Source organism: Aureimonas sp. Leaf427 (genome assembly GCF_001425485.1).
Lineage (GTDB): Bacteria > Pseudomonadota > Alphaproteobacteria > Rhizobiales > Rhizobiaceae > Plantimonas.
Genome location: NZ_LMQW01000051.1, coordinates 220831 through 246389, shown reverse-complemented (window position 1 = coordinate 246389; position 25559 = coordinate 220831). Strand labels below are relative to the sequence as shown.

General features: G+C 67.1%; 24 protein-coding genes. 13 read left to right on the top strand and 11 right to left on the bottom strand.

Features of this window, described 5'->3' with window-relative positions; all coding sequences use genetic code 11:
* Positions 1 to 169: 169 nt before the first annotated feature.
* The gene (locus ASG62_RS21900; RefSeq protein WP_056690396.1) at positions 170 to 664 is read left to right on the top strand and encodes a DinB family protein; all 495 of its coding nucleotides are present in this window, start codon (positions 170 to 172) and stop codon (positions 662 to 664) included.
* A gap of 10 nt (positions 665 to 674) precedes the next feature.
* Here ASG62_RS21900 and ASG62_RS21895 read toward each other — a convergent pair whose 3' ends face one another.
* The gene (locus ASG62_RS21895; RefSeq protein WP_056690394.1) at positions 675 to 1067 is read right to left on the bottom strand and encodes a PIN domain nuclease; all 393 of its coding nucleotides are present in this window, start codon (positions 1065 to 1067) and stop codon (positions 675 to 677) included.
* Entirely contained in the window at positions 1064 to 1327 is a 264-nt protein-coding gene (locus tag ASG62_RS21890) for a type II toxin-antitoxin system VapB family antitoxin (RefSeq protein WP_244488611.1), read from the bottom strand. Before ASG62_RS21890 ends, ASG62_RS21895 begins: the two co-directional genes overlap by 4 nt.
* A 59-nt stretch (positions 1328 to 1386) precedes the next feature.
* On the opposite strand from ASG62_RS21890, the gene ASG62_RS21885 reads away from it, so the two are divergent.
* Both ASG62_RS21885 and ASG62_RS21880 read left to right on the top strand, forming a co-directional pair.
* The gene (locus ASG62_RS21885; protein ID WP_056690390.1) at positions 1387 to 3270 is read left to right on the top strand and encodes an ABC-F family ATP-binding cassette domain-containing protein; all 1884 of its coding nucleotides are present in this window, start codon (positions 1387 to 1389) and stop codon (positions 3268 to 3270) included.
* A 120-nt stretch (positions 3271 to 3390) separates the two neighbouring features.
* A complete protein-coding gene (locus ASG62_RS21880) occupies positions 3391 to 4185 on the top strand; it encodes an alpha/beta fold hydrolase (RefSeq protein WP_056690387.1) in 795 nt (264 codons plus the stop codon).
* 30 nt (positions 4186 to 4215) lie between these two features.
* Here ASG62_RS21880 and ASG62_RS21875 read toward each other — a convergent pair whose 3' ends face one another.
* Both ASG62_RS21875 and ASG62_RS21870 read right to left on the bottom strand, forming a co-directional pair.
* Positions 4216 to 4668 (bottom strand): DNA polymerase III subunit chi, encoded by a 453-nt coding sequence (locus ASG62_RS21875; RefSeq protein WP_056690384.1) that lies wholly within the window; start codon positions 4666 to 4668, stop codon positions 4216 to 4218.
* A gap of 29 nt (positions 4669 to 4697) precedes the next feature.
* Positions 4698 to 6206, bottom strand: a complete 1509-nt coding sequence (locus tag ASG62_RS21870) for a leucyl aminopeptidase (RefSeq protein ID WP_056690382.1) — start codon at positions 6204 to 6206, stop codon at positions 4698 to 4700.
* 295 nt (positions 6207 to 6501) lie between these two features.
* Here ASG62_RS21870 and ASG62_RS21865 point away from each other — a divergent pair, with 295 nt between their 5' ends.
* The 6 genes from ASG62_RS21865 (at position 6502) to rsmA (ending at position 14165) form a co-directional block, all read left to right on the top strand.
* Complete coding sequence (locus tag ASG62_RS21865; RefSeq protein WP_056690380.1) at positions 6502 to 7692, top strand: LptF/LptG family permease; 1191 nt, start codon at positions 6502 to 6504, stop codon at positions 7690 to 7692.
* Positions 7689 to 8768, top strand: coding sequence for an LPS export ABC transporter permease LptG (gene lptG, locus ASG62_RS21860; RefSeq protein ID WP_056690378.1), 1080 nt, complete (start codon positions 7689 to 7691; stop codon positions 8766 to 8768). The genes ASG62_RS21865 and lptG overlap by 4 nt, the downstream gene beginning before the upstream one ends.
* A 43-nt stretch (positions 8769 to 8811) precedes the next feature.
* Positions 8812 to 11238, top strand: coding sequence for an LPS-assembly protein LptD (locus tag ASG62_RS21855; RefSeq protein ID WP_244487469.1), 2427 nt, complete (start codon positions 8812 to 8814; stop codon positions 11236 to 11238).
* 103 nt (positions 11239 to 11341) lie between these two features.
* Positions 11342 to 12289, top strand: coding sequence for a SurA N-terminal domain-containing protein (locus ASG62_RS21850; RefSeq protein ID WP_056690372.1), 948 nt, complete (start codon positions 11342 to 11344; stop codon positions 12287 to 12289).
* Complete coding sequence (gene pdxA / locus ASG62_RS21845) at positions 12286 to 13332, top strand: 4-hydroxythreonine-4-phosphate dehydrogenase PdxA (RefSeq protein ID WP_056690369.1); 1047 nt, start codon at positions 12286 to 12288, stop codon at positions 13330 to 13332. Before ASG62_RS21850 ends, pdxA begins: the two co-directional genes overlap by 4 nt.
* A complete protein-coding gene (gene rsmA, locus ASG62_RS21840; RefSeq protein WP_056690365.1) occupies positions 13329 to 14165 on the top strand; it encodes a 16S rRNA (adenine(1518)-N(6)/adenine(1519)-N(6))-dimethyltransferase RsmA in 837 nt (278 codons plus the stop codon). Before pdxA ends, rsmA begins: the two co-directional genes overlap by 4 nt.
* A gap of 28 nt (positions 14166 to 14193) precedes the next feature.
* Here the strand turns inward: rsmA and gmk are convergent, their stop codons facing one another.
* From gmk to fabD, 7 genes are all read right to left on the bottom strand, one after another.
* Positions 14194 to 14850 carry a guanylate kinase gene (gene gmk, locus ASG62_RS21835; protein ID WP_056690799.1) on the bottom strand — a complete coding sequence of 219 codons (657 nt, stop codon included), beginning with the start codon at positions 14848 to 14850 and terminating at the stop codon, positions 14194 to 14196.
* A gap of 5 nt (positions 14851 to 14855) precedes the next feature.
* On the bottom strand, positions 14856 to 15746 hold the full coding sequence (locus tag ASG62_RS21830) for a YicC/YloC family endoribonuclease (protein ID WP_056690362.1): 891 nt from the start codon (positions 15744 to 15746) through the stop codon (positions 14856 to 14858).
* A 104-nt stretch (positions 15747 to 15850) separates the two neighbouring features.
* Positions 15851 to 16999, bottom strand: a complete 1149-nt coding sequence (gene mltG, locus ASG62_RS21825) for an endolytic transglycosylase MltG (RefSeq protein WP_056690359.1) — start codon at positions 16997 to 16999, stop codon at positions 15851 to 15853.
* Positions 17000 to 17231: 232 nt separating this feature from the next.
* Positions 17232 to 18497, bottom strand: a complete 1266-nt coding sequence (gene fabF, locus ASG62_RS21820) for a beta-ketoacyl-ACP synthase II (RefSeq protein ID WP_056690356.1) — start codon at positions 18495 to 18497, stop codon at positions 17232 to 17234.
* Between the two features lie 39 nt (positions 18498 to 18536).
* Positions 18537 to 18773: an acyl carrier protein gene (locus tag ASG62_RS21815; RefSeq protein WP_056690353.1), complete on the bottom strand. Its 237-nt coding sequence runs from the start codon at positions 18771 to 18773 to the stop codon at positions 18537 to 18539.
* Positions 18774 to 18971: 198 nt separating this feature from the next.
* A complete protein-coding gene (fabG, locus tag ASG62_RS21810; RefSeq protein ID WP_056690350.1) occupies positions 18972 to 19709 on the bottom strand; it encodes a 3-oxoacyl-[acyl-carrier-protein] reductase in 738 nt (245 codons plus the stop codon).
* 76 nt (positions 19710 to 19785) lie between these two features.
* Positions 19786 to 20730 (bottom strand): ACP S-malonyltransferase, encoded by a 945-nt coding sequence (fabD, locus tag ASG62_RS21805; protein WP_056690347.1) that lies wholly within the window; start codon positions 20728 to 20730, stop codon positions 19786 to 19788.
* A gap of 233 nt (positions 20731 to 20963) precedes the next feature.
* Here fabD and ASG62_RS21800 point away from each other — a divergent pair, with 233 nt between their 5' ends.
* The 4 genes from ASG62_RS21800 to ASG62_RS21785 all read left to right on the top strand — a co-directional run bounded on the left by ASG62_RS21800 (position 20964) and on the right by ASG62_RS21785 (position 25532).
* A complete protein-coding gene (locus ASG62_RS21800; RefSeq protein ID WP_056690344.1) occupies positions 20964 to 23366 on the top strand; it encodes a putative bifunctional diguanylate cyclase/phosphodiesterase in 2403 nt (800 codons plus the stop codon).
* A gap of 302 nt (positions 23367 to 23668) precedes the next feature.
* A complete protein-coding gene (rpsF, locus tag ASG62_RS21795) occupies positions 23669 to 24115 on the top strand; it encodes a 30S ribosomal protein S6 (protein ID WP_056690341.1) in 447 nt (148 codons plus the stop codon).
* Between the two features lie 6 nt (positions 24116 to 24121).
* The gene (gene rpsR / locus ASG62_RS21790) at positions 24122 to 24370 is read left to right on the top strand and encodes a 30S ribosomal protein S18 (protein ID WP_056503817.1); all 249 of its coding nucleotides are present in this window, start codon (positions 24122 to 24124) and stop codon (positions 24368 to 24370) included.
* Between the two features lie 190 nt (positions 24371 to 24560).
* Positions 24561 to 25532: a hypothetical protein gene (locus ASG62_RS21785; protein WP_056690338.1), complete on the top strand. Its 972-nt coding sequence runs from the start codon at positions 24561 to 24563 to the stop codon at positions 25530 to 25532.
* Positions 25533 to 25559 lie beyond the last annotated feature (27 nt).

Sequence of the window (25559 nt, the reverse complement as noted above, 5' to 3'; positions counted from 1 at the left end):
TCCTTTGGTTCGTGAGGGGTTTGGAAGGAAGGCGGAGAACGGCTTGGTGCAGCTCTCGCCGAAAGGGTTGGGCGCTCTATAGCCGCGCGGCCAAGAGGCGGCAAGGCATGGCGCGCTGGACGAGGCGGATACGGGGATCTAGCATGCGCCACCCGATCGGAGGCGCACCATGTACCGCGAAACCTTCCAGATGTTCGCGGGCTACAATGCCTGGGCGAACGAGCGGCTCTACACGGCCATCGCCGAGCTTTCGCCCGAGACCTTCGTCGCCGATCGCGGGCTCTTCTTCGGCTCCCTCATGCGGACGCTGAACCACCTTCTCGCCACCGACCGAATCTGGATGAAGCGCTTCACCGGCGCGGGCGAGGCGCCGAACAGGCTGGACGCGATCCTTCACGAGGCCTTCGGCGAACTCCGCTCGGCTCGCAAGGCCGAGGACGCCCGCCTCGGCGCCTTCATCGACGAGCAGTCGGAGGCCGACTTTGCCGGTACCTTCACCTACCAGCGCATGACGGACACGAGCACCCATACGCAAATGCTCGCGCCCGCCCTTTTCCATCTCTTCAACCACCAGACCCACCATCGCGGGCAGTGCCATGCAGCACTAACGGGGCTCGGCAGGTCGGCGCCGTCGCTGGACATGGTGGCGTTTCAGCGGGGGTGACGCGGATCGATTACTGATAGGATCGCAGGCCGAGCAATCGTTCGATCTGCTTCAGGTCGCGGTCGTTGTGAATGACCTCCGCATCGTTCGCCATGCACCACGTTGCGATGATGACGTCGATCGTGCCCCGAATGGTGATGCCGCCTCGTCGAAGCAGCCGATAATTCGAGGCCGCAAGAATCGCGATGTCGGGACCGCAAAGCGTCACCTGCCTAAACCTCGCAAGCTCGTCCGCGATGCGGCTGAGCGTCCGGTCGTCTCGAACACCCTGCAGAACTTCGGTCATGACGAGGTCCCCGACAATCACTCGACCGGTCAGCAGGGCCTTCTCGACCTGACGCGTGGGTGGCGTCGGCACTCCGTTGAAATAGTCGATCCAGGCCGACGTATCGATAAGGATCAACGATCGCGTCGCATGGCATCGAGATCGCCATCCCACTCGACCTTACCTTTGAAGTCGAGCATGCGCAGCTGCGCCTTGCGGTAGCCGAGCGATTCCCGCAGCTCCTTCTCGACGAGTTCAGTCGGGGTCTTGGCCCCGAAAATCCGCATCGCTTCTTCCAGCAGGGCGTCGTCGATATCGATTTTTGCCATTGCGCCTGATCCTCTCTGCCGCTCGGCGAAACGATGCGCGATCATAGCATCCTCGTCGGTCGCCTTCACGAGGATTGTCTGCCGCAACCGCCTTCCCCCCTCGCCCTCCGCATGGCAAAGCTCGATCCATGCTTCAGATCACCGACCTTTCGGCCCGCGTCGCCGGGCGCCTCCTCATCGACCATGCGAGCCTCTCCCTGCCGACGGGCACGAAGGCCGGGCTCGTCGGGCGCAACGGTGCGGGGAAGTCGACCCTCTTTCGCGTCATCACCGGCGATCTCGCCTCCGAGAGCGGCAGCGTCTCCATTCCGCGCGGAACGCGCATCGGGCAGGTCGCGCAGGAGGCGCCGGGCACGGAGGAATCGCTGATCGAGATCGTGCTGAAGGCCGACACCGAACGGCTGGCGCTCCTGGCCGAGGCCGAGACGGCCACCGATTCAGGCCGCATCTCCGACATCCAGCTGCGCCTCGCCGATATCGAGGCCCATTCGGCGGAGGCGCGGGCGAGCGCCATCCTCTCCGGCCTCGGCTTCGACGCGGCGGCGCAGGGCAGGCCCGCCTCGTCCTTCTCGGGCGGCTGGCGCATGCGCGTCGCGCTGGGGGCCGTCCTCTTCTCTCGGCCGGACCTCCTCCTCCTCGACGAGCCGACGAACTATCTCGACCTCGAAGGCACGCTCTGGCTGGAGAACTTCGTCTCGCGCTATCCCTATAGCGTGCTCCTGATCAGCCACGATCGCGACGTTCTGAACAACGCCGTCAACGCGATCGTTCATCTGGACCAGAAGAAGCTGGTCTTCTATCGCGGCGACTACGACAATTTCGAGCGCCAGCGCGCGGAGAAGATGGAGCTGCTGCAGAAGGCGAAGGTCAAGCAGGACGCCGAGCGCAAACATATGGAGGCCTTCGTCGAGCGCTTCCGCGCCAAGGCGACCAAGGCCCGGCAGGCGCAGAGCCGGCTGAAGGCGCTGCAGCGCATGAAGCCGCTCGCCTCGGTCATCGAGGAGCACGTGCAGCCCTTCTCCTTCGACGAGCCGGCCAAGCGCCCGGCCTCGCCGATCATCCGCATGGAGAAGGTCGCGGTCGGCTATGGCGACAAGCCGATCCTCTCCAACCTCACCCTGCGCATCGACACGGACGACCGGATCGCGCTGCTCGGCGCGAACGGCAACGGCAAGTCCACCTTCGCCAAGCTTCTGGCCGAGCGGCTGACGGCCCAGTCCGGCGAGGTGACGCGCGCGCCTGGGCTGAAGATCGCCTTCTTCGCGCAACACCAGATCGACGACCTTCGCCCCGCCGAATCCGCTGTGCAGCATGTGCGGCGGCTGATGCCGGACGCGCCGGAGGCCAAGGTACGCGCCCGCGTCGCGCGGATGGGCCTTGCGACGGAAAAGATGGACACGCCGGCCGATACGCTGTCCGGCGGCGAGAAGGCGCGGCTTCTGATGGGTCTGGCCACGTTCGACGCGCCGAACCTCCTCATCCTCGACGAGCCGACGAACCATCTCGACATCGACTCGCGCGAGGCTCTCGTGCGGGCGCTCAACGACTATCCCGGCGCCGTCATCCTCATCAGCCACGACCGGCACATGGTGGAGGCGACCGTCGACCGGCTCTGGCTCGTCGGCGACGGCACGGTCACGCGCTACGAAGGCGATCTCGACGAGTACAAGCAGCTCATCCTCTCCGCCCGCCGGGGCGGCGGCAAGGAGGACGCGGCGGAGGACGGCCGGACGAGCCGCGCCGACGCCCGCCGCGACGCGGCCCAGCGGCGCGAGGCGCTGGCGCCCATGCGGCGCGAGATCAAGGCGCTGGAGACCAAGATGACCAAGCTCCAGGCCTCGCTCGCCGAGATCGACGAGAAGCTCGGCGACGTCGCGCTCTACACCAAGGACCCCGCCAAGGCCTCCGACCTCGCCAAGAAACGCTCGGACGCTGCCAAATCGCTCGCCGAGATCGAAGAGCGCTGGCTTCTCCTGTCGGACGAACACGAGACGCTTCTGGCGGAGGGCTGAAACCGGAACCGGAGGATCGCCGCCGCCTTAAGGATGTCGAAGATTTCATGTCGCGCGCCCTCGGCACGGCGTGCGCGGCGCGCTAGTCTTAAGACATCGTTAAGATAGAGGCTGCGGACCATGATGACCGTCACCGCCGCGCACTGGCTCCGCCTTTCGCTGGCCGGCCTCCTTGCCCTTCAGCTCGCCACATCGTCCGAGGCGGTCGAGCGCGTGCCGCGGCCGAGCGAGTCGGGCTTCGCGCAGGTCGACGGCATTTCGCTCTTCTACCAGATTTACGGCTCGGGCGAGCCGATCCTCCTGATCCATGGCGGGCTCTCCGATGGCGAGGTCTGGCGCAGGCAGCTCGCCGCGCTGTCGGAAAACCATCGCGTCATCGTCGCGGACAGCCGAGGCCAAGGGCGCTCGACACGGGACGAGACGCCGATCACCTACGATCTCATGGCGGACGACTATCTGGCGCTTCTCGACCAGCTGGGCGAGTCGTCGGTCGCGCTGGTCGGCTGGAGCGACGGGGGCATCATCGGGCTCGACATCGCCATCCGCCATCCCGAGCGGCTGACGCGCATGTTCATCCAGGCGGCCAACGTCACGCCGGATGGAGCGCTCGCGCACGACCCGACCAAGGACGTGCCGGAACTGAAACATTACGAGAGTATCAGCGAGGAGATCGAGGCGCTCTGGGCGAACGAGCCGAACTTCACGCGCGAACAGCTCTCCTCGATCCCCGTGCCGACCGAGATCGCGATCGGCGAGCATGACGAGACGATCAGCCGGGACCACACGCTCTTCATCGCCAACACGATCCCGGGCGCGCGCTTCGTGCTCCTGCCGCAGGTCGGCCATTCCGCGCCGGTCGAGGACCCCAAAGGCTATGCTCAGGCCGTGCTGCGGTTCATCGACGGGACGGGCTGAGGCTTCCGTTCGCCTTCCGGCGGCGTGCCGTCAGGCCTTTTTCACCCAGCGCCGGTCTTCGGTCTGCTGCCAATAGGTGACGGCATGGCCGGCGGCCTTCTCGGCCTTCCAGCGCTCCCGGGCACCTGCGAGCTGGGCCTCGTCATGGCCGTCGAAAAGATAGACGCCCCGCGCCAGCCCCTCCAGCGAGCCGGGCACCGCGCCCTCCACCATGAATCGCACCTGCGGGTCGTTGGCTTTCTGGGTGGCGTCGATCGTCAGGAGGATCGGCTGAAGGGCGCCGTTCGAGGCCTCGTCCGTCCCGTGCGGGAGGAAGCTGTCCTCCCGAAAGGTCCAGAGATGCTGGTCCAGCGAATTGCGCCGCTCCTCCGTGGTGCATTGGACGACGACCCGCCATCCGCGCGACAGCGAGCGTTCGAGGAGGTCCGGCAGGGCCTCCTCGAAACGGCTTTCGGTCAGGTGATAGAAGAGGACCTCGGCCATGTCGGATGGGTCTTACCCCGCCCCGCTCGTCAGCTCGCCTCGTAGTTCGCCGCCACCAGCTGATTGAGCAGCCGTACGCCGAAGCCCGAGGCCCAGGACTGGTTGTACTCGTTGGCCGGCGAGCCCATGGCCGTACCCGCGATGTCGAGATGGGCCCAGGGCACGTCGTTGACGAAGCGCTGAAGGAACTGCGCGGCCGTGATCGAGCCGGCGGAGCGCCCGCTGCCGATGTTCTTGATGTCGGCGAACTTGCCCTCGATCATCTTGTCGTATTCCGGCCCGAGCGGCAGGCGCCAGACCTTCTCTCCCGTCGCCGTACCGGCGGCGTGGAGCTTCTCCGACAACTCGTCGTCGTTGGAGAAGAGGCCGGCATAATGGCTGCCGAGCGCGACGATGATGGCACCGGTCAGCGTCGCGAGGTTCACCATGAACCGCGGCTTGAAGCGGTCCTGGCAGTACCAGAGCGCGTCGGCGAGAACGAGACGACCCTCGGCATCGGTGTTCAGGACCTCGATCGTCGTGCCCGACATGGCGGTCACGATGTCGCCGGGGCGCTGGGCGAGGCCGTCGACGGAGTTCTCGACGAGACCCACGATGCCCACCACGTTGACCTTGGCCTTGCGGCCGGCGAGCGCGCGCATGAGGCCGGTCACGGCGGCCGCGCCGCCCATGTCGCCCTTCATCTCGTCCATCGAGGCGGCCGGCTTGATGGAGATGCCGCCGGTGTCGAAGACGACGCCCTTGCCGACGAAGGCGACGGGCGCCTCGCCCTCGGCCCCGCCGTTCCAGCGCATGATCGCCATGCGGCCGGGACGCGGCGACCCTTGTGCGACGCCGAGCAGCGCGAACATCTTCAGTTCGGCCATCTGCTTCTCGTCGAGGATCTCGACCTCGACGCCGACCTCGGACAGCGCCTCGATGCGCGCCGCGAACTCGACGGGGCCGAGCACGTTGGCCGGCTCGTTGACGAGATCGCGGGCGAGGATCACGCCCTCGGCCACCGCCTCGTGCAGGGCGAAGGCGGCGCGGGCGGCCTCGGGATCGGCGACGGCGATCGTGACGGAGGCCGGCGCATCCTTGCCGGCATCCTCGTCCTCGCCGTTCTTCTTGGCCTTCTTCGACTTGTACAGGTCGAAATTGTAGGCGCGCAGGACGACGCCGGCGGCGATGGCAGCGGTGTCCGCCGCGCCGATCGCGCCTTGCGGGCCTTCGCACCAGATCGTGATCGCCTCGGCACCCTTGGTCTTGGCCGCGATCGTGCCGCCGACCTTCAGCCAATCCTCTTCGCCATAGGGCTTGTCCGCCTTGGTGCCGACGACGATGACGCGATCGAGATCGCTTCCCGCGGGCGCCAGGAAATCGAGCGTGACGAGGCTCTTGCCCTTGAACTTGGCGATGCCGGCGCCGCGCGCGACGGCGGCCGCGACGGGCTGCGGCACCGAGGCTGCCAGGGACGCGCCCTCGCCGGCGAACACGGCGAGGACGCCGCCTGCGGGCGCGGTCAGCCCGGCAAAGCTGATGGTCGGTTTGATCGACATGAAGGCTCCGATACGAAGGGCGGCAGAACCGCCGGATGACGGCCCCTGACGGAGCCGGGATGGCAAGCCTGCCATCGTGTTGCAAAGGACACAGCCGCAATGGTGGCCACCGCCTGCGTCTTTGCAAGAGCGCAAGCGGGGGTTAAGGCATGGTCAACCATGTTCGTTGGTCCTTTCTTAGCCAAGCGGGCGCAGTTTGCGCAAACGGCCGGCAGAACGGACCGCCGATCTTCGCACGAATCCGGGCTCGGATGCCTGCGCGACGAGAGAGAAGACCCCTGAAGCGATCCTGCCCATGAGCCTTCTCGAACGATACATCTTCCGGCGGGCCTTCGGCTTCGCCGTCGGATCGCTCGGCTCGCTCGTCGTCATCGTCTGGGTGGTGCAGGCCCTGCAGCGCGTCGACATCGTGCGCACGAGCATGTCCGCGGCGGGGAACATCTTCTGGATCGCTCTGATGCTGCTGCCGGATCTGGCAGCGGGCGTCCTGCCCTTCGCGGTGCTGATCGGCTCGATCCAGGCGCTGAACGCGCTCAACGCCGATTCGGAACGCGCCGTCATGTCGGCCGCCGGCGCCTCCGGCCGCGTCGTGCTGAAGCCGATCCTCGCGATCGGCCTCCTCGCCGCCGTACTCAGCCTCTTCAACTCCCATGTGCTCGGCCCCGCCGCGCAGCGCAGCTTCCACGACGGGCTGCGCAGCATCAATGCGGACGCGCTCACGCTCTTCCTGCAGCCCGGCCGTTTCGAAGAGGTGCAGAACGGGCTCGTCATGAGCGTCTCCGCCGTCCACGGCTCGACGATCGAAGGCCTGTTCCTCTCCGACTCGCGCGATCCCAGCGCGGACCTCACCTATTTCGCCAAGGAAGCGCGGCTCGTCGACGAGGACGCGCAGTCGCTTCTCCTCCTCTACGATGGCCAGCTTCACCGCCGGACGAACGACGACGGCGCGATCTCGATCATCCAGTTCCAGACCTATGCCTTCGATCTCGCCACCCTGAAGCCGAAGAACGACGGGGACTGGATTCGCACCTCCGAGCGTCCGACGCTCGAACTCCTGAACCCCGATCCGAACGACGAGAGCTATCAGAAGAAGCCGGAGAACTTCACGCGCGAGCTGGCGCAGCGCTTCAGCGACTGGCTCTATCCGATCGCCTTCGCGCTCTGGGCCGTGGCGGTGGCCGCGCATCCGCGCACGAACCGGCAGGGCCCCGGCCCCGCCATGCTGCTCGGCATCTCCGGCGCGCTGTTCCTGAAGGCGCTCGGCTTCGTCGTCCTCTCGCTGATCGAGCGCGACGCCCGGCTCCAGGTGCTGGCCTATGCCCTGCCGCTTCTCTCGATCTCGGCCAGCCTCGCGCTGATCCGGTTCGACGTCCCCGTCTCGCAGTTGCCCGTCATCGACCGCATCTCGGACGGCATGGCCGCGATCACCCGTGCCATCGGACGGCTCGGGCCGCAGGCCGAGGCCGGCGGAGGCCGCCGCCGATGAGCCGGACCCTCAATCTCTACTTCCTGCGCCGGTTCCTGACGAACTTCACCGCGACCTTGGCGGTGCTCTTCGCGCTGGTTTATCTCATCGACATGATCGAGGTCAGCCGTCGCGGCCGCTTCGAGGATGCCGGCCTCCTGACGATCGCCGCGATCTCGGCCCTGCGCGTTCCGACCTTCATCGAGCAGGCCTTCCCCTTCGTCGTGCTCTTTTCCGCGATCTTCACGCTCATTTCGCTGAACCGGAAGCTGGAACTCGTCGTCGCCCGCGCCGCCGGCGTGTCGGTCTGGCAGATCCTGTTCCCCTTCATCGCCGGATCGATCCTGCTCGGGCTGGTCGCGACCTTCGTCTACAATCCGGTGGCGGCCTTCGCTCAGTCCCGCTCCGCCTCGCTCCAGACCGAACTGTCCGGCGGCGACACGACCGAGGGCGACGGCCGCGCGCCGTTCCTGCGCCAGTTCAGCGAGGGCGTCGATTCGATCATCGGCGCCAAGGCGGTGTCGGACGGCGGGATCAGGCTCGGCGGGGTCACGGCCTTCGTCATGGCCGAGGACGGCACGGTCAGCGAGCGCATCGACGCGCCGTCGGCACATCTGGAAGCCGGCCGCTGGCGGATCGAGAGCCCGACGGTGACGCGCCCCGGCTATCCGCCGCAGCGCCTCGCCTCCTTCGATCTGCCGACCTCGCTGCGCCCCGAATATGTCGAGCAGCGCCTCGCCGATCCACAGGCAATTCCGATCTGGGAGCTCGGCTCGAAGATCGAGATCGCGCGCAGCCTCGGCTACAATGCCGAAGCTTTCGCCATGCATTACAACACCTTGATCGCCAAGCCCGCTCTGTTCGTCGCCATGACGCTGCTGGCAGCCACGGTCGCGGTGAAATTCGCCCGTACCGGCCAGTCCAGCCGGACGATCGCCGGTGGCATCACCGCCGGCTTCGTGCTTTATGTCGTCACGTTCCTGGCACAGGCACTCGGCAGCAACTCCGTGGTTCCGCCGGTGGTAGCGGCATGGTTCCCGGTGTTGGCGGCAGGGTTGTTCGGGGTGACGATTCTGCTCCACCAGGAGGATGGTTAGTATGGTAGCGAGGGGGAACTCGCGCCCTTCGAAGACTGGTGGATTGAAGCTCGCTCTTTGCGCGGGCGTCGCCTTTTCCGCTCTTTGGTGCGCATCACTTCCCGCGTCCGCACAGGACGCCATCAATCCGCTCGGCGCGACCGTCGCGGTGCCCGCCGACGCACAGCTGTTTCTCGAGGCGGACACCGTCACGTACGAGAGCGACAGCGACAGCGGCATCGTCACGGCATCCGGCGGCGTCCAGATCGACTATGGCGGCTACAAGCTCGTCACGCGCGAGGTCGTCTACAACCAGAAGACCCGCCGGCTCGTGGCCAAGGGCGACGTCGAGCTGCTGCAGCCCGACGGCAGCAAGGTCTATGCCGACAGCGCCGACATCACGGACGACTTCGCCGACGGCTTCGTCACCGCTCTTCGCATCGAGACGGTCGAGAACACGCGCTTCGCCGCGGCCGGGGCCGTGCGCGAGGAGGGCAATGTCACGACCTTCGAGCAGGGCGTCTACACCGCCTGCGAAGCGTGCCGCGAGCATCCCGAGCGCGCGCCGCTCTGGCAGGTGAAGGCGCGCAAGATCGTCTGGGACCAGAAGGAGAAGGTCGTCCGCTATTACGGGGCGAAGTTCGAGCTCTACGGCCTGCCCCTGGCCTATCTGCCCTATTTCCAGGCCGCCGATCCGACCGTGAAGCGCAAGAGCGGATTCCTCGTCCCCTCGCTGAAGCAGTCCTCCGAGCTCGGCACCGGCGTGCGCGTTCCGTATTTCATCGCCATCTCGGATTCGATGGATGCGACCGTCGCCGGCACCTACTATTCGAACCAGGGATTCCTCGGCGAGGTCGAGTTCCGGCAGGCGACGGAAAACGGCTACTACACGATCCAGGCCGCCGGTATCTCGCAGAGCGATCCGGAAGCCTTCGGCGTTAACACGCCCGATTACGGGCGCGACACGCGGGGCATGATCGGCACGACCGGCCAGTTCGCGCTCAGCGAACAGTGGACCTTCGGCTGGGATATCCTCGCCCAGACGGACAAGAACTTCGCCAACACCTACGACATCGAGAACTTCAACCAGACCTATCACACGTCGGAAATCTATCTGACGGGTCTCGGCGACCGCAGCTTCTTCGATCTTCGGGCGCAGCGCTTCGACAATCAGAGCGACGACCGGATCGACCAGGACGTGCAGCCGGACGTCTTCCCCTCCCTCGACTACGAGCGGATCGAGGAAGGCCCGTTCGGCGGCGAGGTCGAGATCGACGTGAACGCGGCCCATCTCGACCGCAAGCTCGCCGATACGCGCGCGGCCAACTTCCTTCTCTGTGAGCCGCGCTTCATCGTGAAGGGCAGCTGTTCCTCCACGGCCGCCAGCGCGGTGGGCCGGACCTTCCCCTACCGGGACGACTTCTTCCGGCGTCAGGCCCTGGAAGGCAATTACAGCCGCGGCACGGCAGAGGCCGAGTGGCGCCGCACGCTGACGACGGACGAAGGGCTGGTCCTGACGCCGTCTCTCGGCCTTCGCGGCGACGCCTATCGCGCGGACATGTCCAATCCAGGTTTCGTCTTCCCGTCCGACATCGCGCTCGGCCGCACCTCGTCTCAGACGCTCGGCGGCATCACGGTCGACGAGGCCGGCTTCAAGGGCATGGCGACCGCCGCTCTCGAGGCTCGCTATCCCGTCGTCATCGAGACCGCGAACTCGTCGCACATCATCGAGCCGATCGCGCAGTTCCTGGTGCGGCCGAACGAGATGGATGCGGGCCTCCTGCCGAACGAGGACGCGCAGAGCCTCGTCTTCGACGCCTCGAACCTCTTCAGCAAGGACAAGTTCTCCGGCTACGACCGCGTCGAGGGCGGCACGCGCGCCAATGTCGGGCTGCGCTATGCCGGCACGTTCGAAGGCGGCTATGCGCTCGACGCGATGGTCGGCCAGTCCTATCATCTGGCCGGCGAGAACCCGTTCCAGAACGCCGATCTCGCCCTCGTCGGCTACGACAGCGGCCTCGAGAGCGATCGGTCCGACTATGTCAGCTCGCTCGCGTTCACGATGCCGGTCGGCCTGCAGCTCGGCGTGCAGGGCCGCTTCGACGAGGAGACGCTGGAGGTTCGCCGCACGGATCTCAGCGCGAATTACGGCTTCTCGCGCGGTAATGTCGGGGTCATCTACTCCTTCATCGGCGAGCAGCCCATCTACGGCTTCCAGGACGACCGGTCGCAGATCGGCACGAGCGCCTCGCTGAAGCTGAACGAGAACTGGACCGCCTTCGGCTCGCTCGGCTACGATCTGAAGAACGAGACGATGATCTCGCGCTCGCTCGGGCTGCAGTATCTCGACGAGTGCTTCAGCATCATGGCGAGCTATCAGAGCACCGAAGACACCTATCGGATCAACGACGCGCAGAACACGCTTCTGTTCAAGATCGGGCTTCGAACCATCGCCGACTTCGACTATTCCTACGATCTCGACGAGAAATAGCGCGTCCACCATCGTTTCGCCAAAGCTCGCCCCTATCGAGCGCGCAGACGATCCAGGAGACGGGGGCGAAACCCCGCTTCAGATCCCTTCGGGAGCCTTTCGCATGCCGACCGCACGTTCCCTCCTCCTGCGCCCGGCGCTCGCTCTGGCGATCGTTTTGGCTGCCGCCGTGTCGGGCACCGTCGCGGTCGGCCCCGCGATGGCCGCTTCCGAAATCACCGTGATCGTCAACAAGGAGCCGATCACGACCTTCCAGATCCGCCAGCGCGCCGCCTTCCTGAAGCTGCGCCGCGTCAATGGAAACACGACCCAGCTCGCCACGGACGAACTGATCGACGAGGCGCTGAAGCGTCAGGAGACCAAGCGCCGGGGCATCTCCATTCCGAACGAGGCGGTCGAGCAGGCCTTCCAGAAGTTCGCGAACGACAACAAGCTGACGCCGGACCAGCTCAAGCAGGTGCTCGGCCAGGCCGGTTTCTCCGACAAGGCCTTCAAGGACTACATCCGCGTCCAGATGGGCTGGGGCCAGGCGGTGCAGGCCAATATGCGCAAGTCGGAGGCGATGAGCGAGCAGGACGTCGTCCAGCGCATGCTGAAGGACGGCGGCAACAAGCCGACGACGACCGAATACACGCTCCAGCAGGTCATCTTCGTCGTGCCCGAAGCCAAGCGCAAGGCGATGGTCGGCGAGCGGATGAGCCAGGCGAACGCCCTGCGCGCGCGCTTCCAGTCCTGCGCGGCCAATTACGAGCTGGCCAAGGGCGTGCGCGACGTCACCGTGCGCGAACTCGGCCGCGTGCCGCAGCCCGCGCTTCCCGATCGCTGGAAGGACGCGGTGCTGAAGGCCGGTCGCGGCACCACGCCGCCGCAGGAGACCGAGCGCGGCGTCGAATATCTCGCCGTCTGCGAGACGCGCAGCGTGTCCGACGACAAGGTCGCGGCCATGGTCTTCCAGACCGAGGACCTGCAGAAGATGGGCAAGAGCGGGGAAGGCCCGGATGCCAAGCTTCTGAAGCAGTTGAAGGACAAGGCGGCGATCATCCGTCGATGAGCGGCGCGGCGCGGCCCGGATCGCCCGAGCGCATCTCCCTCGTGACGCTCGGCGAGCCGAGCGGGGTCGGCCCCGACATCGCGCTCGACGCCTATCGCCGGCGCGGCGAGCGGGGGTTTGCACCCTTCGCCGTCTTCGCCGATCCCGCCATGTTGCGCGCGCGAGCCGACCGGCTCGGCTACGACATTCCCTTCGCCGAGATCGCGGCGCCCGACGAGGCGCCGGCGGTCTTCGCCGATCGCCTGCCGATCCTACCTCTCGTCAACCGGCAGGACGAGCGGCCGGGCCGGCTCGATCCTTCCAATGCGCTGGGAACCGTCGAGGCGATCGACCGGGCGGCGGCCTTGGTGCTCGACGGCCGGGCGGGCGCGGTCGTGACCGGGCCGATCGACAAGAAGGCGCTCTACGACGCGGGCTTTCGCCATCCCGGCCACACCGAATATCTCGCCGATCTCTGCGAGCGGCGCCTCGGCGGCCGCTTCATGCCGGTCATGCTGCTGGCCGGCCCGGATCTCTCCTGCGTGCCGGTCACGATCCACGTTCCGCTTCGCGACGTGGCGGAGCTTTTGACGACCGAACTCATCGTAGAGACCGGGCGCATCGTCGCCGACCATTACATCCGCCATTTCGGCATCGCGCGTCCGCGCCTCGCGGTTTCCGGCCTCAACCCGCATGCCGGCGAACGCGGCGCGATCGGGTCGGAGGACGAGGCGATCATCGCGCCCGCCGTGGCGGCGCTGATCGAGGAGGGGATCGAGGCCTTCGGCCCCCTCCCCGCCGACACGATGTTCCATGCCGAGGCGCGCGCGGGCTACGACGTCGCGCTCTGCATGTATCACGACCAGGCTCTCATTCCCGCCAAGGCGCTGGCCTTCGACGAGACGGTGAACGTCACGCTCGGCCTGCCGCTGATCCGCACCTCGCCCGACCACGGCACGGCCGCGACGCTGGCCGGAACGGGCCGCGCCCGTCCCGCCAGCTTCATGGCGGCCCTGACCCTTGCCGAGCGCATGGTTCGGCGTGCCTCGGCGCAGGTCTCTTGAGCGCCGCCACCGCCTTCGACGGCCTGCCGCCGCTGCGGGATGTCCTGAAGCGGCATGGGCTGGAGCCCAAGAAGGCGCTCGGCCAGAATTTCCTGCTCGACCTCAATCTGACCGGCAAGATCGCCCGGCAGGCCGCGCCGTTCGCCGGCCATGTCGTGGTGGAGGTCGGCCCTGGGCCCGGGGGCCTGACGCGCGCGCTCCTTTCCGAAGGGGCCGAGCATGTCATCGCGATCGAGAAGGACCCGCGCTGCCTCGCCGCCCTCGCGGAGATCGCCGACCACCATCCAGGCCGCCTGACGGTCGTGGAGGCCGATGCGCTGAAGGTGGATATCGCGGCGCTGGCGGAGGGTCGGCCGCTGAAGGTTGTCGCGAACCTTCCCTACAATGTCGGCACGCAGCTGCTTCTCAACTGGATCGGCGGCGCCTCCTGGCCGCCCGCCTGGAGCGACCTGACGCTGATGTTCCAGCGCGAGGTCGCCGAACGCATCGTCGCCGCGCCCGGCTCCGACGCCTATGGAAGGCTCGGCGTCCTCGCCGGCTGGCGCACGGATTCCCGAATCCTCTTCGACGTTTCGCCGGAAGCCTTCACGCCGCCTCCGAAGGTCACATCCTCTGTCATCCGCATCGCGCCGCGCGCCAAGCCGATCGACGTTCCGCTGGCGCGCCTCGAGGCCGTGACAGCCGCCGCCTTCGGCCAGCGCCGCAAGATGCTCCGGCAGAGCCTGAAGCCGCTCGGCGGCGAGGCTCTTCTCGTCAAAGCCGAGATCGACCCGCAGCGCCGGGCCGAAACCCTCTCGATCGAAGAATTCTGCCGCCTCGCCGCCCTGGCATAAGGCGGCGCCACGGCGGCATAATGCGGCGTTAGTCGAGCTTCTCTGACAGCAATTCGGCCGTGAAGTCGAAGAGGCCGGGGCGGCGGTCGCGGCGCAGGCGCTCGGCCGCGACGATGGACTGGACCTCGGTGAAGGCCTCGTTCAGGTCGTAGTTCACGACGACATAGTCGTAGTCCCGCCAGCGTTCGATCTCGACCCGGGCGTTCTGCAGACGCATGGCGATCGTCTCGCCGGAATCCTCCGCCCGGCGCTGAAGCCGGTTGCGCAGTTCCGTCATGGACGGCGGCAGGATGAAGATCGAAACAATGTCGGCGCGGGCCTGCTCCTGAAGCTGGCGCGCGCCCTGCCAGTCGATGTCGAAGAGCATGTCGCGGCCCTCGCGCATCGCGGCCTCCGCGGCGCGGCGGGGCGTGCCGTAGAAATTGCCGTGGACCTCGGCCCATTCCAGAAGCTGGTCGCCGTCGCGCTTGGCCTCGAACTCCTCGACGGAGATGAAATGGTAGTGCCGGCCCTCGATCTCGCTGCCCCGGCGCTGGCGCGTGGTCACACTGACCGAGAGCGAGAAGCGCGGGTCGCTTTCGAGAAGGTGGTGGGCGATCGTCGATTTGCCGGCGCCGGAGGGCGAGGACAGTACGAGCATCAGGCCGCGGCGCTGAATGTCCGCGGCGGGTTGTATCTGGTTCATCTGCCTCATTCGATATTCTGGACCTGTTCTCGAAATTGATCCACGACGACCTTCAGGTCGAGGCCGATCGCCGTGAGGCTCGCGGAATTGGACTTGGAACAGATCGTATTGGATTCCCGGTTAAATTCTTGGGAAAGAAAATCGAGCCGCCGGCCGATCGGGCCCCCTTCGTCCAGAAGTTTCTGCGCGGCGTCCACATGGGTCCGCAGCCGGTCGAGCTCCTCGCGGATGTCGGCCTTGGTGGCGATCAGCGCGACCTCCTGGTGAAGCCTCGCTTCGTCCAGCCTCGGCGCGGCGCCGATCAGCTCGGCGACCTGCGCCGCGAGCCGTGCCCGGATGGTTTCCGGTCGGCGCGAAGGGTCGCTTTCGGCCCGGGCGGCCAGGGTCGCGATCTCCGACAGGCGCTCGGAAAGCACCGCCCTCAACGCCTCACCCTCGCTCCAGCGCGAGGCTTCCAGCCGGTCGAGCGCCAAAGGAAAGGCGTCGAGCACGATCCGGCGCCGTGCCGCTTCGCTGTCGGGCGAGGCGGCCGCCTCCTGCGCGGGCTCGATGATGCCGCGCAGCGCCAGGATGCCGTCGGCGGTCGGCGTGACGGCATGTCCGTTGGCGATCAGCCGGTCGCTCAAGGCCAGGACGTCCGCCAGCATTCGCTCGTTGACCGCGAAAGCCGGAAGCTCCTCGGCGCTGCGGACCGAGAGCGAGACCTGGAGATTGCCGCGCGACAGGCGGGCGCCCGCCGTCTTGCGCAGATCGGCCTCCGCGCCCTCGTATCCCTGCGGCAGTCGCAGGCGCAGATCGAGACCCTTGCCGTTGACCGAGCGGATTTCCCAGACGAAGGCGGTGCCCTCGATCTCGCCTTCGACCCGGGCAAAACCCGTCATGCTCGCAACGGGCATCGCTCGCTCCTTGGATGGCAACAGGGTTGGACGGGAATCAGGGGCGGAAGCTGTCGGTGTTGTCAGGATGCCAGCGCCTCGGCCCGACGTCCATTCATAGCCGCCTATTCACCGACGATCGGATCGTTCGGGTCCGCCGCGGCGGCGGCCGCATTGCGCTCGCGTTCGATCTGGCGATAGCGGCGGACATTGGCATTGTGCTCGTCGAGCGTCTTGGAAAAGACGTGACCGCCCGTGCCGTCCGCGACGAAGTAGACGTCGTCCGTCGCCGACGGGTTGGCCACGGCTTCGAGCGCCGCCCTGCCCGGATTTGCGATCGGGCCGGGCGGCAAGCCTTTGATGACATAGGTGTTGTAGGGCGTGTTGCTTTTCAGGTGGGACTGGCGGATGGGCTCGTCCGCCGGCTTGCCCGCGCCGCCCCAGATTCCATAGATCACCGTCGGGTCCGACTGGAGCCGCATGCCCTCGCGCAGCCGGTTGAGGAAGACGGAGGCGACGCGCGACCGCTCGTCGGCGCGGCCTGTCTCCTTCTCCACGATCGAGGCGAGCGCGACGAACTGGCCGACATCCTTGACCGGCAGGTCGGCATCGCGGCGCGCCCAGATCTCCTCGACGAGTTCGGTCTGCGCGGCCTTCATCTTGGCGACGAGTTCGGCCCGGCTCATGCCCCGCTGCACGCGATAGGTGTCTGGCCGAAGCGTGCCCTCCGGCACCATGGCGGGCAGAGCGCCGGTCAGGACCTCCTCCTTGCCGATGCGATCGTAGATCTGCTGGATCGTCCAGCCTTCGGGAATCGCCACCGAATAGAGGATGGAGGAACCGCTCTGCAGCTTCTCCATGACGTCGCGCATGCTGGAGCCCGGCTCGAACCCGTATTCGCCTGCCTTCAACTGCCCGGCGACGCCGGAGAAGCGGACGCCGTATTCGAAGATGCGGGCATCCGAGATGATGCCGGAGCGCTCGAGATTGGAGGCGATGCTTTCCAGACTCGACGAGCGCGGCACGAGCAGCGAGGCCTGCTCCGTCAGGGGACCGGGGCCCTCGAACTCGGTCTTGCCCCAATAGACGATGGCGGCGGCGCAAAGGAGGATGACGAGCGCTGCGGAAAACAGAAAGTTGAAGAAGACGACGATCTGGTTCCGGGCCCCTCGCGACCGCCGGGGCGGCACGGGACCCGCGCTCGGGCGAAGAGCCTCCGTCGCGGAGCGGGGCGTCAACTTGCGGGCGTCGCCGCCTCTCGTCTCGTCGCTCACGCGCTGGCCCTCGGAACATCATGAAAGGAAGCGCCGAAGCATCATCCCATTGTGGCGAAAGCCCGGTTATCGCAGCGAGAACCCTGTTCCCGGCAAGGCTCGGGCAAGGGTGTCATACCGGTGGCCCAACCTCAGTCAGGGCGGGACGGCGGCATCAGCTCCGCCGCACCTCCCGAGCATGTCAAAGGGGGCGCGCCGTGATACCCGTGGCCCCTTCTCCAGGACGCCGGTGTCAGCCTTCGAAGCGGCGCATCACGAGGGAGGCGTTCGTGCCGCCGAAGCCGAAGGAATTGGACAGGGCGATGTCCACGCGCCGCTCGCGTTTGACGTGCGGCACGAGATCGATCTTCGTCTCGACGGACGGATTGTCGAGATTGATCGTGGGCGGAACGACGCCGTCGCGGATCGCCAGGGCGCAGAAGATCGCCTCGACCGACCCGGCAGCGCCGAGAAGATGGCCGATGGCCGACTTGGTCGAGGACATCAGCGTGCCCGTCGCGCTGTCGCCGAGCAGGCGCTCGATGGCGCGCAGCTCGATCTCGTCGCCGAGCGGCGTCGAAGTGCCGTGGGCATTGATGTAGTCGAGATCGGAGGCACCGATGCCCGCGCGCTTCAGGGCGGCGGACATGCAGCGGAAGGCGCCGTCGCCGTCCTCGGCGGGAGCGGTGATGTGATAGGCATCGCCGGACATGCCGTAGCCGACGATTTCGGCATAGATCTTGGCGCCGCGCGCCTGCGCATGCTCCAATTCCTCGAGCACGACGATGCCGGCGCCCTCGCCCATGACGAAACCGTCGCGGTCGCGGTCATAGGGCCGCGAGGCTCTGGTCGGATCGTCGTTGAAATGGGTGGACAGCGCGCGGCAGGCGGCGAAGCCCGCCATGGACAGCCGGCAGACCGGCGATTCGGCACCGCCGGCTACCATCACGTCGGCATCGCCGAGCGCGATCAGCCGCGAAGCGTCGCCGATGGCATGCGCCCCGGTCGAGCAGGCCGTGACCACGGAGTGGTTCGGGCCCTTCAGCTTGTTGCGGATGGAGACATGGCCGGAAGCGAGATTGATCAGGCTGCCCGGAATGAAGAACGGACTGATCCGGCGCGGACCCTTCTCGGCCATCAGAAGCGCGGTGCGCTCGATGCCCTCCAGACCGCCTATCCCGGAGCCGATCAGGACTCCGGAGGCGATCTGGTCTTCATAGGTCTCGGGATGCCAGTTCGCATCGTCCAGCGCCTCAGTCGCGGCCGCGATCGCATAGACGATGAAATCATCGACCTTGCGCTGTTCCTTCGGCTCCAACCACTGGTCGGCATTGAAGGTCCCGCCCGAACCGTCTCCGATCGGGATCTGGCAGGCGACCTGGCACGACAGGTCGTCGACCTGGAAGGACGTGATCTTGCCCGCGCCGCTTTCGCCGGCGAGCAAGCGCTTCCAGGTCGTGTCGGCGCCAGCGCCGAGAGGGCTGACCATCCCGATGCCGGTGATGACGACTCGTCTCATGCTACACTCTTCAGCGACGGCGGTGGCCCGCCCCGCGGATCAGGCCTGATTCTTCTCGATGAACTTCACGGCGTCGCCGACCGTGAGAATGGTCTCGGCGGCATCGTCCGGGATCTCGACGCCGAACTCTTCCTCGAAGGCCATGACCAGCTCGACCGTGTCCAGGCTGTCCGCGCCGAGATCGTCGATGAAGCTCGCGTTCTCGGTGACCTTCTCCTGCTCGACGCCCAGATGCTCGATCACGATCTTCTTCACGCGCTCAGCGGTATCGCTCATGTCTCGTCCTCAGTTGGGTTGCTTCGCCGCTCTCGTTAGACGCGGGCCGTTGGTGAATCAAGCACTCGCGATCGGGCGCCCCCAGGAACGCGGCGGTTTCGCCGCATTCACGGTTTGCGCTTAGCATGGTCGCGGTGAAGGTCAAAGTCCGTGGGGTATCAGAGCCAACCCGAAACACGGACGGGTCGGCCTGTTCGATCAGATCATCGCCATGCCGCCGTTGACGTGGATCGTCTGCCCGGTGACGTAGGCGGCCTCGTTGGAGGCGAGGAAGACGGCGGCGGCGGCGATCTCGGCGCCTTCGCCCATGCGGCGCATCGGGATGGCCGACATGATCGCCTCCTTCTGCTTGTCGTTCAGCTTTTCCGTCATCGCGCTCGAGATGAAGCCGGGCGCGATGCAGTTCACCGTGACGTTGCGCGAGGCGATTTCCTGGGCGAGCGACTTCGAGAAGCCGATCATGCCGGCCTTGGCGGCGCAGTAGTTCGCCTGACCCGGATTGCCGGTCACGCCGACGATGGAGGTGATGTTGATGACGCGGCCGAAGCGGCGGCGCATCATGGCGTGGGTCAGCCCGCGCGTCAGCCGGAAGGCGGCGGTGAGGTCGATCTCGATGACCTTGTCCCAGTCGTCGTCGGACATGCGCACGAAGAGCCCGTCCTTGGTGACGCCGGCATTGTTGACGAGGATGTCGACCCCGTCCATCGCCTTGTCCGCCGCCTCGGCCAGCGCCTTCTGATCGTCGCGGTTGCCGAGATCGGCGGGGAAGACATGGGCGCGCTCGCCGAGATCGGCGGCGAGAGCATCGAGCTTCTCGCGGCGCGTGCCGTGCAGGCCGACGGTAGCGCCCGACTGGTGGAGGGCGCGGGCGATGGCCTCGCCAATGCCGCCGGATGCGCCGGTGACGAGGGCCTTGCGGCCGGTCAGGTCGAACATATGGAATCAGCTCCGATGTCTCGTCGGCCTCTCCGGCCGGTTTCGGCGCTCCGGACGGGCGCCGGGGCGATGAAGATCAGGTGGCGGGCGCCAGCGCCGCGTCGAGGTCGGCGGGCGTGCCGATGCTCTGTGCCTTCAAGGACTTGTCGATGCGTTTGGCAAGCCCGGCCAGCACCTTGCCGCTGCCGACCTCGAACAGCGTGTCGACGCCGGCCGAGGCCATGAACTCGACCGATTCGCGCCAACGGACCTGCCCCGTCACCTGCTCGACGAGACGGCGGCGAATCTCGCCGGGATCGGTGATCGGGGCTGCGAGGACATTGGCGACGAGCGGCACGACGGGCGGGCGAATCGTTGCACCCGCCAGCGCCTCGGCCATGCGCTCGGCCGCCGGCTGCATCAGGGCGGAGTGGAAGGGCGCGGAGACGCTGAGGGCAATGGCGCGCTTGGCGCCGCGCTCGGTGGCGAGCGCCATGGCGCGGGCGACGGCGCCGGCCTCGCCGGAAATGACGATCTGCCCGCCGCCATTGTCGTTGGCGGGCTGGCAGGCGCCGCTCCGATCGGACGCATCGGCGGTGACGGCTGCGACCGCCTCGTGATCGAGGCCGAGAATGGCCGCCATCGAGCCGCGCCCGGCCGGAACGGCCGCCTGCATTGCCTCGCCGCGGATGCGCAGGAGCTTCGCCGTCTCGCCGATGCCGAGCGAGCCGGCGGCCGCCAGCGCGGAATATTCGCCGAGCGAATGGCCCGCGACGAAGGCGGCGCGGGCGGAGAGGTCGAATCCGCGGGCTTCCATGGCGCGCAACGCCGCCAACGACACCGCCATGAGGGCGGGCTGGGCATTGGCGGTGAGGGTCAGCTCGTCGTCCGGCCCCTCGAAGATGAGTGTCGAGAGCCGCTCGCCGAGCGCCTCGTCCACCTCGTCGAAGACGCGGCGGCTCTCGGCGAACGCCTCGCTCAGCGCCCGGCCCATGCCGGCGCTCTGGCTGCCCTGACCCGGAAACATCAATGCCAGCGTCATTCCCGCCCCCCGAAATACCAGGCTCGCGGGCCGCGCGAAGTTCGCCGGCCCTGCCTCTTGTCGGGCGTGTTGAAGGCTCAAGCGCCCGGAGCTGTCAAGCGCCCCAAAGCCTCAACTCCGAGCCAAGTCCTTAAAGGAAGATCAACCTTGTCCGACCTAGAGTAGCATCTTCGGATCGTGGACGAGTTGCAAAGACGCAGCCTCCCCGGCGCTTTCGTCCTCGAAGGACCTTCATGACAGACGACGCGCAAAGCGGTTGGCTTGGCGAACTGGCACAGTCCGATCTTCCGCAAGTCGTCGTCGATTCCGACGGCGCTCTGCGGCATGTCGGATTGGCGGCCTTTCGCCAGCTCGGCCGCGCGCCCGGCGATGCGGAGGATCTCGTCGATCTTCTCTTCGCGCGTCTGGGCGGCGGCGGACGCGGGGATCGGCAGAAGGCGATCCAGCTCGTCTGCCGCTCGACCGGCTCGATCGTCCTTGAAGCGGGCGTGACGCGCATCATCCTGCGCGTCCAGGGTCTTCGCGCCGGCCTGAGGACGGTCGAATGGTCGGAGGAGTTCATCGAGGACGCCGACGGCGAACTGACCGACAGCGAACTCCTCGCCGAGGTGCTGAGCCAGGTCGATCACGGCATCATCCTCTACGACCGCGACCCCGAGGGACGCGACGTCGTGCGCCTTCACAACCAGCTTGCCGAAGACCTGCTGGAAGCGCCCGCCGGCTTTCTCCGGCGTGGCCTCCGGCGCGACGAGATCGTCCGCTTCTGCGTGGAGCGCGGGGATTACGGTGCCTACGATGCATCGGACTATCTGAAGAAGGTCGAGACCGGCGACGAGGTCAGGGCGACCGGCCGGCGCCCCTCCGGCCGCTACGTCGAAAGCCGCTCTCGCGCGCGCTCCGAGGGCCGGGGATCGCTGGCGCTGAACTTCGACGTCAGCGAGGACGTCGCGCGTCTGGAGCGGCTGGTAGAAGCCGAAGAGCGCTATCGTCTCATCGCCGAGAATGCGCCGACCGGCATCGTGAAACTCGGTGCGGCCGGGAATGTCGTCTTCGCCAACAAGGCGGCGACGGAACTTCTCGGCCAGCCGATCGAGGCGATCGATCTCTTCCGGCAGCTGATTCCCTCCGACGGCCTCTCCATCGAAGCGCATCTTGCTAAGAGCACGACCTTCGACGCCGAGATCCGGCGCAGCGACGACGTGCTGCACGTCATGGTTTCGATCGCACCGAGCCGGCGCGTGCGGGGCGCGCGAATCGTGACGCTCGCCGATTTCACGGCCCTGCGCGTCGCCAAGCTGCAGATCGAGCACATGGCCCATCACGACCCGCTGACGGGGCTCGGCAACCGCAGCCTTTTTTCGCTTCGCTGGGCAAGGATCGAGGCGCGGGACGTCGAGACCTATCCCGTCCATCTGGTCGCGCTCGACCTCGACCGATTCAAGCTCGTCAACGACGATCACGGCCATCACGTCGGCGACCTTCTCCTCGCGACCGTCGCGGAGCGGTTGAACGCCGCCGTCCGCAATCGCGGCGAGATCTTCCGGCTGGGCGGCGACGAATTCGCCGTCATCGTCAGCGACGATTCGCGCGGCGTTGCGCTCGACATGGCGGAGGAGATCGTCCTGCAGATCGGCAAGCCGTTCACGGTGGACGGCATCGTCGCCTCGATCGGCTGCTCGGCGGGCGTCGCGTCCATGCCGCTGGACGGGACGACCGGCATCGAGGTGCAGCGCGCGGCGGACGCTGCGCTCTACAGCGTCAAGCGCAACGGGCGGAACGGCTTTGCCTGCTACGATCCCTCGCTGGACGAGATGAGCGACGAGCGGCGGCTGGCCGGCGACCTGGCGCTGGCGCTGGCGCACGACGAGTTCGACCTCTATTTCCAGCCCACCTTCGACATCGACACGGGCCGCATCACGCGGATGGAGACGCTGATCCGCTGGTTCAGCCGGCGGATGAACGGCTTCGTCAGTCCAGGCCTCTTCCTGCCGGTGGCCGAGGAGGCGGGCCTGATCGTGCTCATCGATCTCTGGGCGCTCCGGCGGGCCGTGCAGCAGGCGAAGGACTTTCAAAAGGCAGGCATCCGGCGGCCCTGCCTTTCCGTCAACATCTCGCCGACGACCCTCTCGCGCTCCGGCATCGCCGAGCGGATGATCGAAACCCTGCGCAATGCCGAGATCGATCCATCGCTGATCGAGATCGAGATGACGCGAAGTCCCTTGCAGAAGGACATGGCCGCCGTCCGGCAGACGCTCGATGCGATCCGCGCCGGCGGCATGACGGTGGCGCTCGACGATTTCGGCGCGGCCGGCAGCGGACTTGCCATCCTTCAGGCCCTGCCCTTCGACCGGGTGAAGCTGCACGGCTCCATCATCGAGGGGATCGGGCGCGACGAGGATGCCGAGGCGATCGCCTCCGCCGTCCTTTCCATCTGCCGCCGCCTCGGCCGGAAGCTGACGGCCGAGGGCGTCGAGACCGAGCAGCAATATGCCGCGCTGAAATCCATCGGCGGAACGGATGCGCAGGGCTCCCTCCTCGCCCCGCCCGAGCCAGCCGAGGCCGCCCTCGACCGGCTCTTGCGCCAGGACGGGCTCTCGCGGTCGCGGGGCTCGTCCCTGTCCGCCCGCAAGGCCTGACGCCGGACGACGCCGGCTCGGGCCGCTCTTGCGTTTCAGGGCAATTGCGTCTAGGCAACCCTCGTCTCACTGCCCGGCGAACAGCCGGGGGCTGAACGGACTTGTGCCCGAACGACGGACGATCTTCGTCCGAAGCGAGGGCGAAGGCGGCTCGAAGGAGCCGGCGCGTCCCGTGTCCCCGCTCTCGACCAAATCTCGAAGACGCGCCTTTCCGCCAGTGCCCCAGGGCATTTGGAGAGTCGCAGAGGCTTAGCCGCTGTCTCGGGCAGGTTGCGACAACGCAAAATGGAAAGGCGAAAGTGATGGCTCAGTACGAGCATGTCTTTCTCGCCCGCCAGGACATCAGCGGCCAGCAGGTCGACCAACTCGTCGAGCAGTATCGCGGCGTGGTCGAAGCCAATGGCGGCAGTGTCGGGAAGGTCGAGAACTGGGGTCTGAAGACCCTCACCTACCGGATTCGCAAGAACCGGAAGGCCTACTACACCCTCATGAACATCGATGCGCCCGCATCGGCCGTTCAGGAGATGGAGCGCCAGATGCGCTTCAACGAGGACATCCTGCGCTACATCACCATCAAGGTGGAGAAGCATGACGACGCACAGTCCGTCATGATGCAGAAGCGCGACGACCGTCCGCGCCGCGATGGCGACCGCCCGGGCGGCGACCGTCCGCGCCGCGACCGCGACGACCGTCCGCGTCGCGACGACGACGATCGTCCGCGCCGTCCCCGCCCCGTAGATGCGGAGTAAGCCACGATGAGCGACACTTCCTCCTCGACCGTGCGCCGGCCGTTCCATCGCCGCCGCAAGTCCGACCCGTTCGCGGCGAGCGATTCGCCGAAGATCGACTACAAGGACGTCCGTCTCCTGCAGCGCTACATTTCCGAGCGCGGCAAGATCGTCCCGTCCCGCATAACGGCCGTCTCGCAGAAGAACCAGCGCGCCCTCGCCCAGGCGATCAAGCGCGCCCGCTTCCTCGGCCTTCTGCCCTACGTCATCAAGTAAGGCACAAAGGCGGCTCCCAAACGGCCGCCTCCAACCTTCGCGAGCGCCCTTTCCCCTCGGGGACCGGGCGCCCGCATCCCGCCCGGCCAATGGCATGGCCGATCAAAAGCGCGGGCCTTTCCGAACTTCCCGCCGAGTTGGGGCCTGAGCCCCTAACTGCGCTACGACGCAGGACAGCGACCAGGACGACATGAAACCTCAAGCGATCCTCATAGGCCTCGTCGCCGGCGCCGCAGCCGCGCTGCTCTTCGCCGGGCTGATCCTGCAGTCGTCGACCGCGCTCGTCCTCTCGCTCGCCACCCCCATTCCGATCTTCATCGCCAGCCTCGGCTGGGGCAGCGTCGCCGGCGCCATCGCCGCGATCGCGTCGGGCGCCGCGATCACCGCGCTGACCGGTACTTCGTCGAGCGCGCTCATCCTCATGACGACGATGACGCTGCCCGCCGCCCTCATCGGCCATCTGGCGGGCCTCGCCCGGCCGATCGAGCAGGCGCCGCGAAACGTCGCGACATCGTCCGCCACTCCTTCGACGCCTTCCCTAGACTGGTATCCGCTACCGCGCATCCTCCTCGCCATCGCGGCCGTCGCGACCACGGCCTGCCTCTTCGTCGGCTGGCTCGTCAGCTACGACACCGCCGAAATCGGCGCCTCGATCGGCGAAGCGCTGCGCACGCAGCTTGCCGCCAACGGCGCGGACCCCGTGACGCAGGACGAGATCCAGGCGATCGCCCTCGTGATGGTGAAGATCGTGCCCTTCGTGCAGCCGGCGCTTCTGACGATCATCCTCGTCGCCTGCCTGCATCTCTCCGGCCTCGTCACCCGCGCTTCCGGCCGCCTGCCGCGTCCGCGCGACGACATTCCGACGGCGGCAGGTCTGCCGAAGGTCGCGGTCGCGGTTTTCGGAATCGGCATTCTCGGCACGTTCCTTTCCGGCACGGTCGCCACCGTCGCGGCCGTCGTCTGCGGCACGTTCGGCGCGGCGTTCACGCTGGTCGGCCTTGCCAGCTTCCACCGCCGCACGCGCGGACGACCCGCGCGCGGCCTCGTTCTCTTCGCCGCCTATACGGCGATCGTCCTTCTCTCCTTCCCGCTGGTCGCCGCGACGATCCTCGGGCTCACCGAAACCATGCGCAGACCGGTCGAGCCGGCGGCATCGGCCTGATCATTCCACCACCCAACCAAAGGACCA

Coding starts and splice junctions, on each gene's coding strand:
- ASG62_RS21900 (WP_056690396.1), top strand. CDS start 170: ATGTACCGCGAAACCTTCCAGATGTTCGCGGGCTACAATGCCTGGGCG.
- ASG62_RS21885 (WP_056690390.1), top strand. CDS start 1,387: ATGCTTCAGATCACCGACCTTTCGGCCCGCGTCGCCGGGCGCCTCCTC.
- ASG62_RS21880 (WP_056690387.1), top strand. CDS start 3,391: ATGATGACCGTCACCGCCGCGCACTGGCTCCGCCTTTCGCTGGCCGGC.
- ASG62_RS21875 (WP_056690384.1), bottom strand. CDS start 4,668: ATGGCCGAGGTCCTCTTCTATCACCTGACCGAAAGCCGTTTCGAGGAG.
- ASG62_RS21870 (WP_056690382.1), bottom strand. CDS start 6,206: ATGTCGATCAAACCGACCATCAGCTTTGCCGGGCTGACCGCGCCCGCA.
- ASG62_RS21865 (WP_056690380.1), top strand. CDS start 6,502: ATGAGCCTTCTCGAACGATACATCTTCCGGCGGGCCTTCGGCTTCGCC.
- lptG (WP_056690378.1), top strand. CDS start 7,689: ATGAGCCGGACCCTCAATCTCTACTTCCTGCGCCGGTTCCTGACGAAC.
- ASG62_RS21850 (WP_056690372.1), top strand. CDS start 11,342: ATGCCGACCGCACGTTCCCTCCTCCTGCGCCCGGCGCTCGCTCTGGCG.
- pdxA (WP_056690369.1), top strand. CDS start 12,286: ATGAGCGGCGCGGCGCGGCCCGGATCGCCCGAGCGCATCTCCCTCGTG.
- gmk (WP_056690799.1), bottom strand. CDS start 14,850: ATGAACCAGATACAACCCGCCGCGGACATTCAGCGCCGCGGCCTGATG.
- ASG62_RS21830 (WP_056690362.1), bottom strand. CDS start 15,746: ATGCCCGTTGCGAGCATGACGGGTTTTGCCCGGGTCGAAGGCGAGATC.
- fabF (WP_056690356.1), bottom strand. CDS start 18,497: ATGAGACGAGTCGTCATCACCGGCATCGGGATGGTCAGCCCTCTCGGC.
- ASG62_RS21815 (WP_056690353.1), bottom strand. CDS start 18,773: ATGAGCGATACCGCTGAGCGCGTGAAGAAGATCGTGATCGAGCATCTG.
- fabG (WP_056690350.1), bottom strand. CDS start 19,709: ATGTTCGACCTGACCGGCCGCAAGGCCCTCGTCACCGGCGCATCCGGC.
- fabD (WP_056690347.1), bottom strand. CDS start 20,730: ATGACGCTGGCATTGATGTTTCCGGGTCAGGGCAGCCAGAGCGCCGGC.
- ASG62_RS21800 (WP_056690344.1), top strand. CDS start 20,964: ATGACAGACGACGCGCAAAGCGGTTGGCTTGGCGAACTGGCACAGTCC.
- rpsF (WP_056690341.1), top strand. CDS start 23,669: ATGGCTCAGTACGAGCATGTCTTTCTCGCCCGCCAGGACATCAGCGGC.
- rpsR (WP_056503817.1), top strand. CDS start 24,122: ATGAGCGACACTTCCTCCTCGACCGTGCGCCGGCCGTTCCATCGCCGC.
- ASG62_RS21785 (WP_056690338.1), top strand. CDS start 24,561: ATGAAACCTCAAGCGATCCTCATAGGCCTCGTCGCCGGCGCCGCAGCC.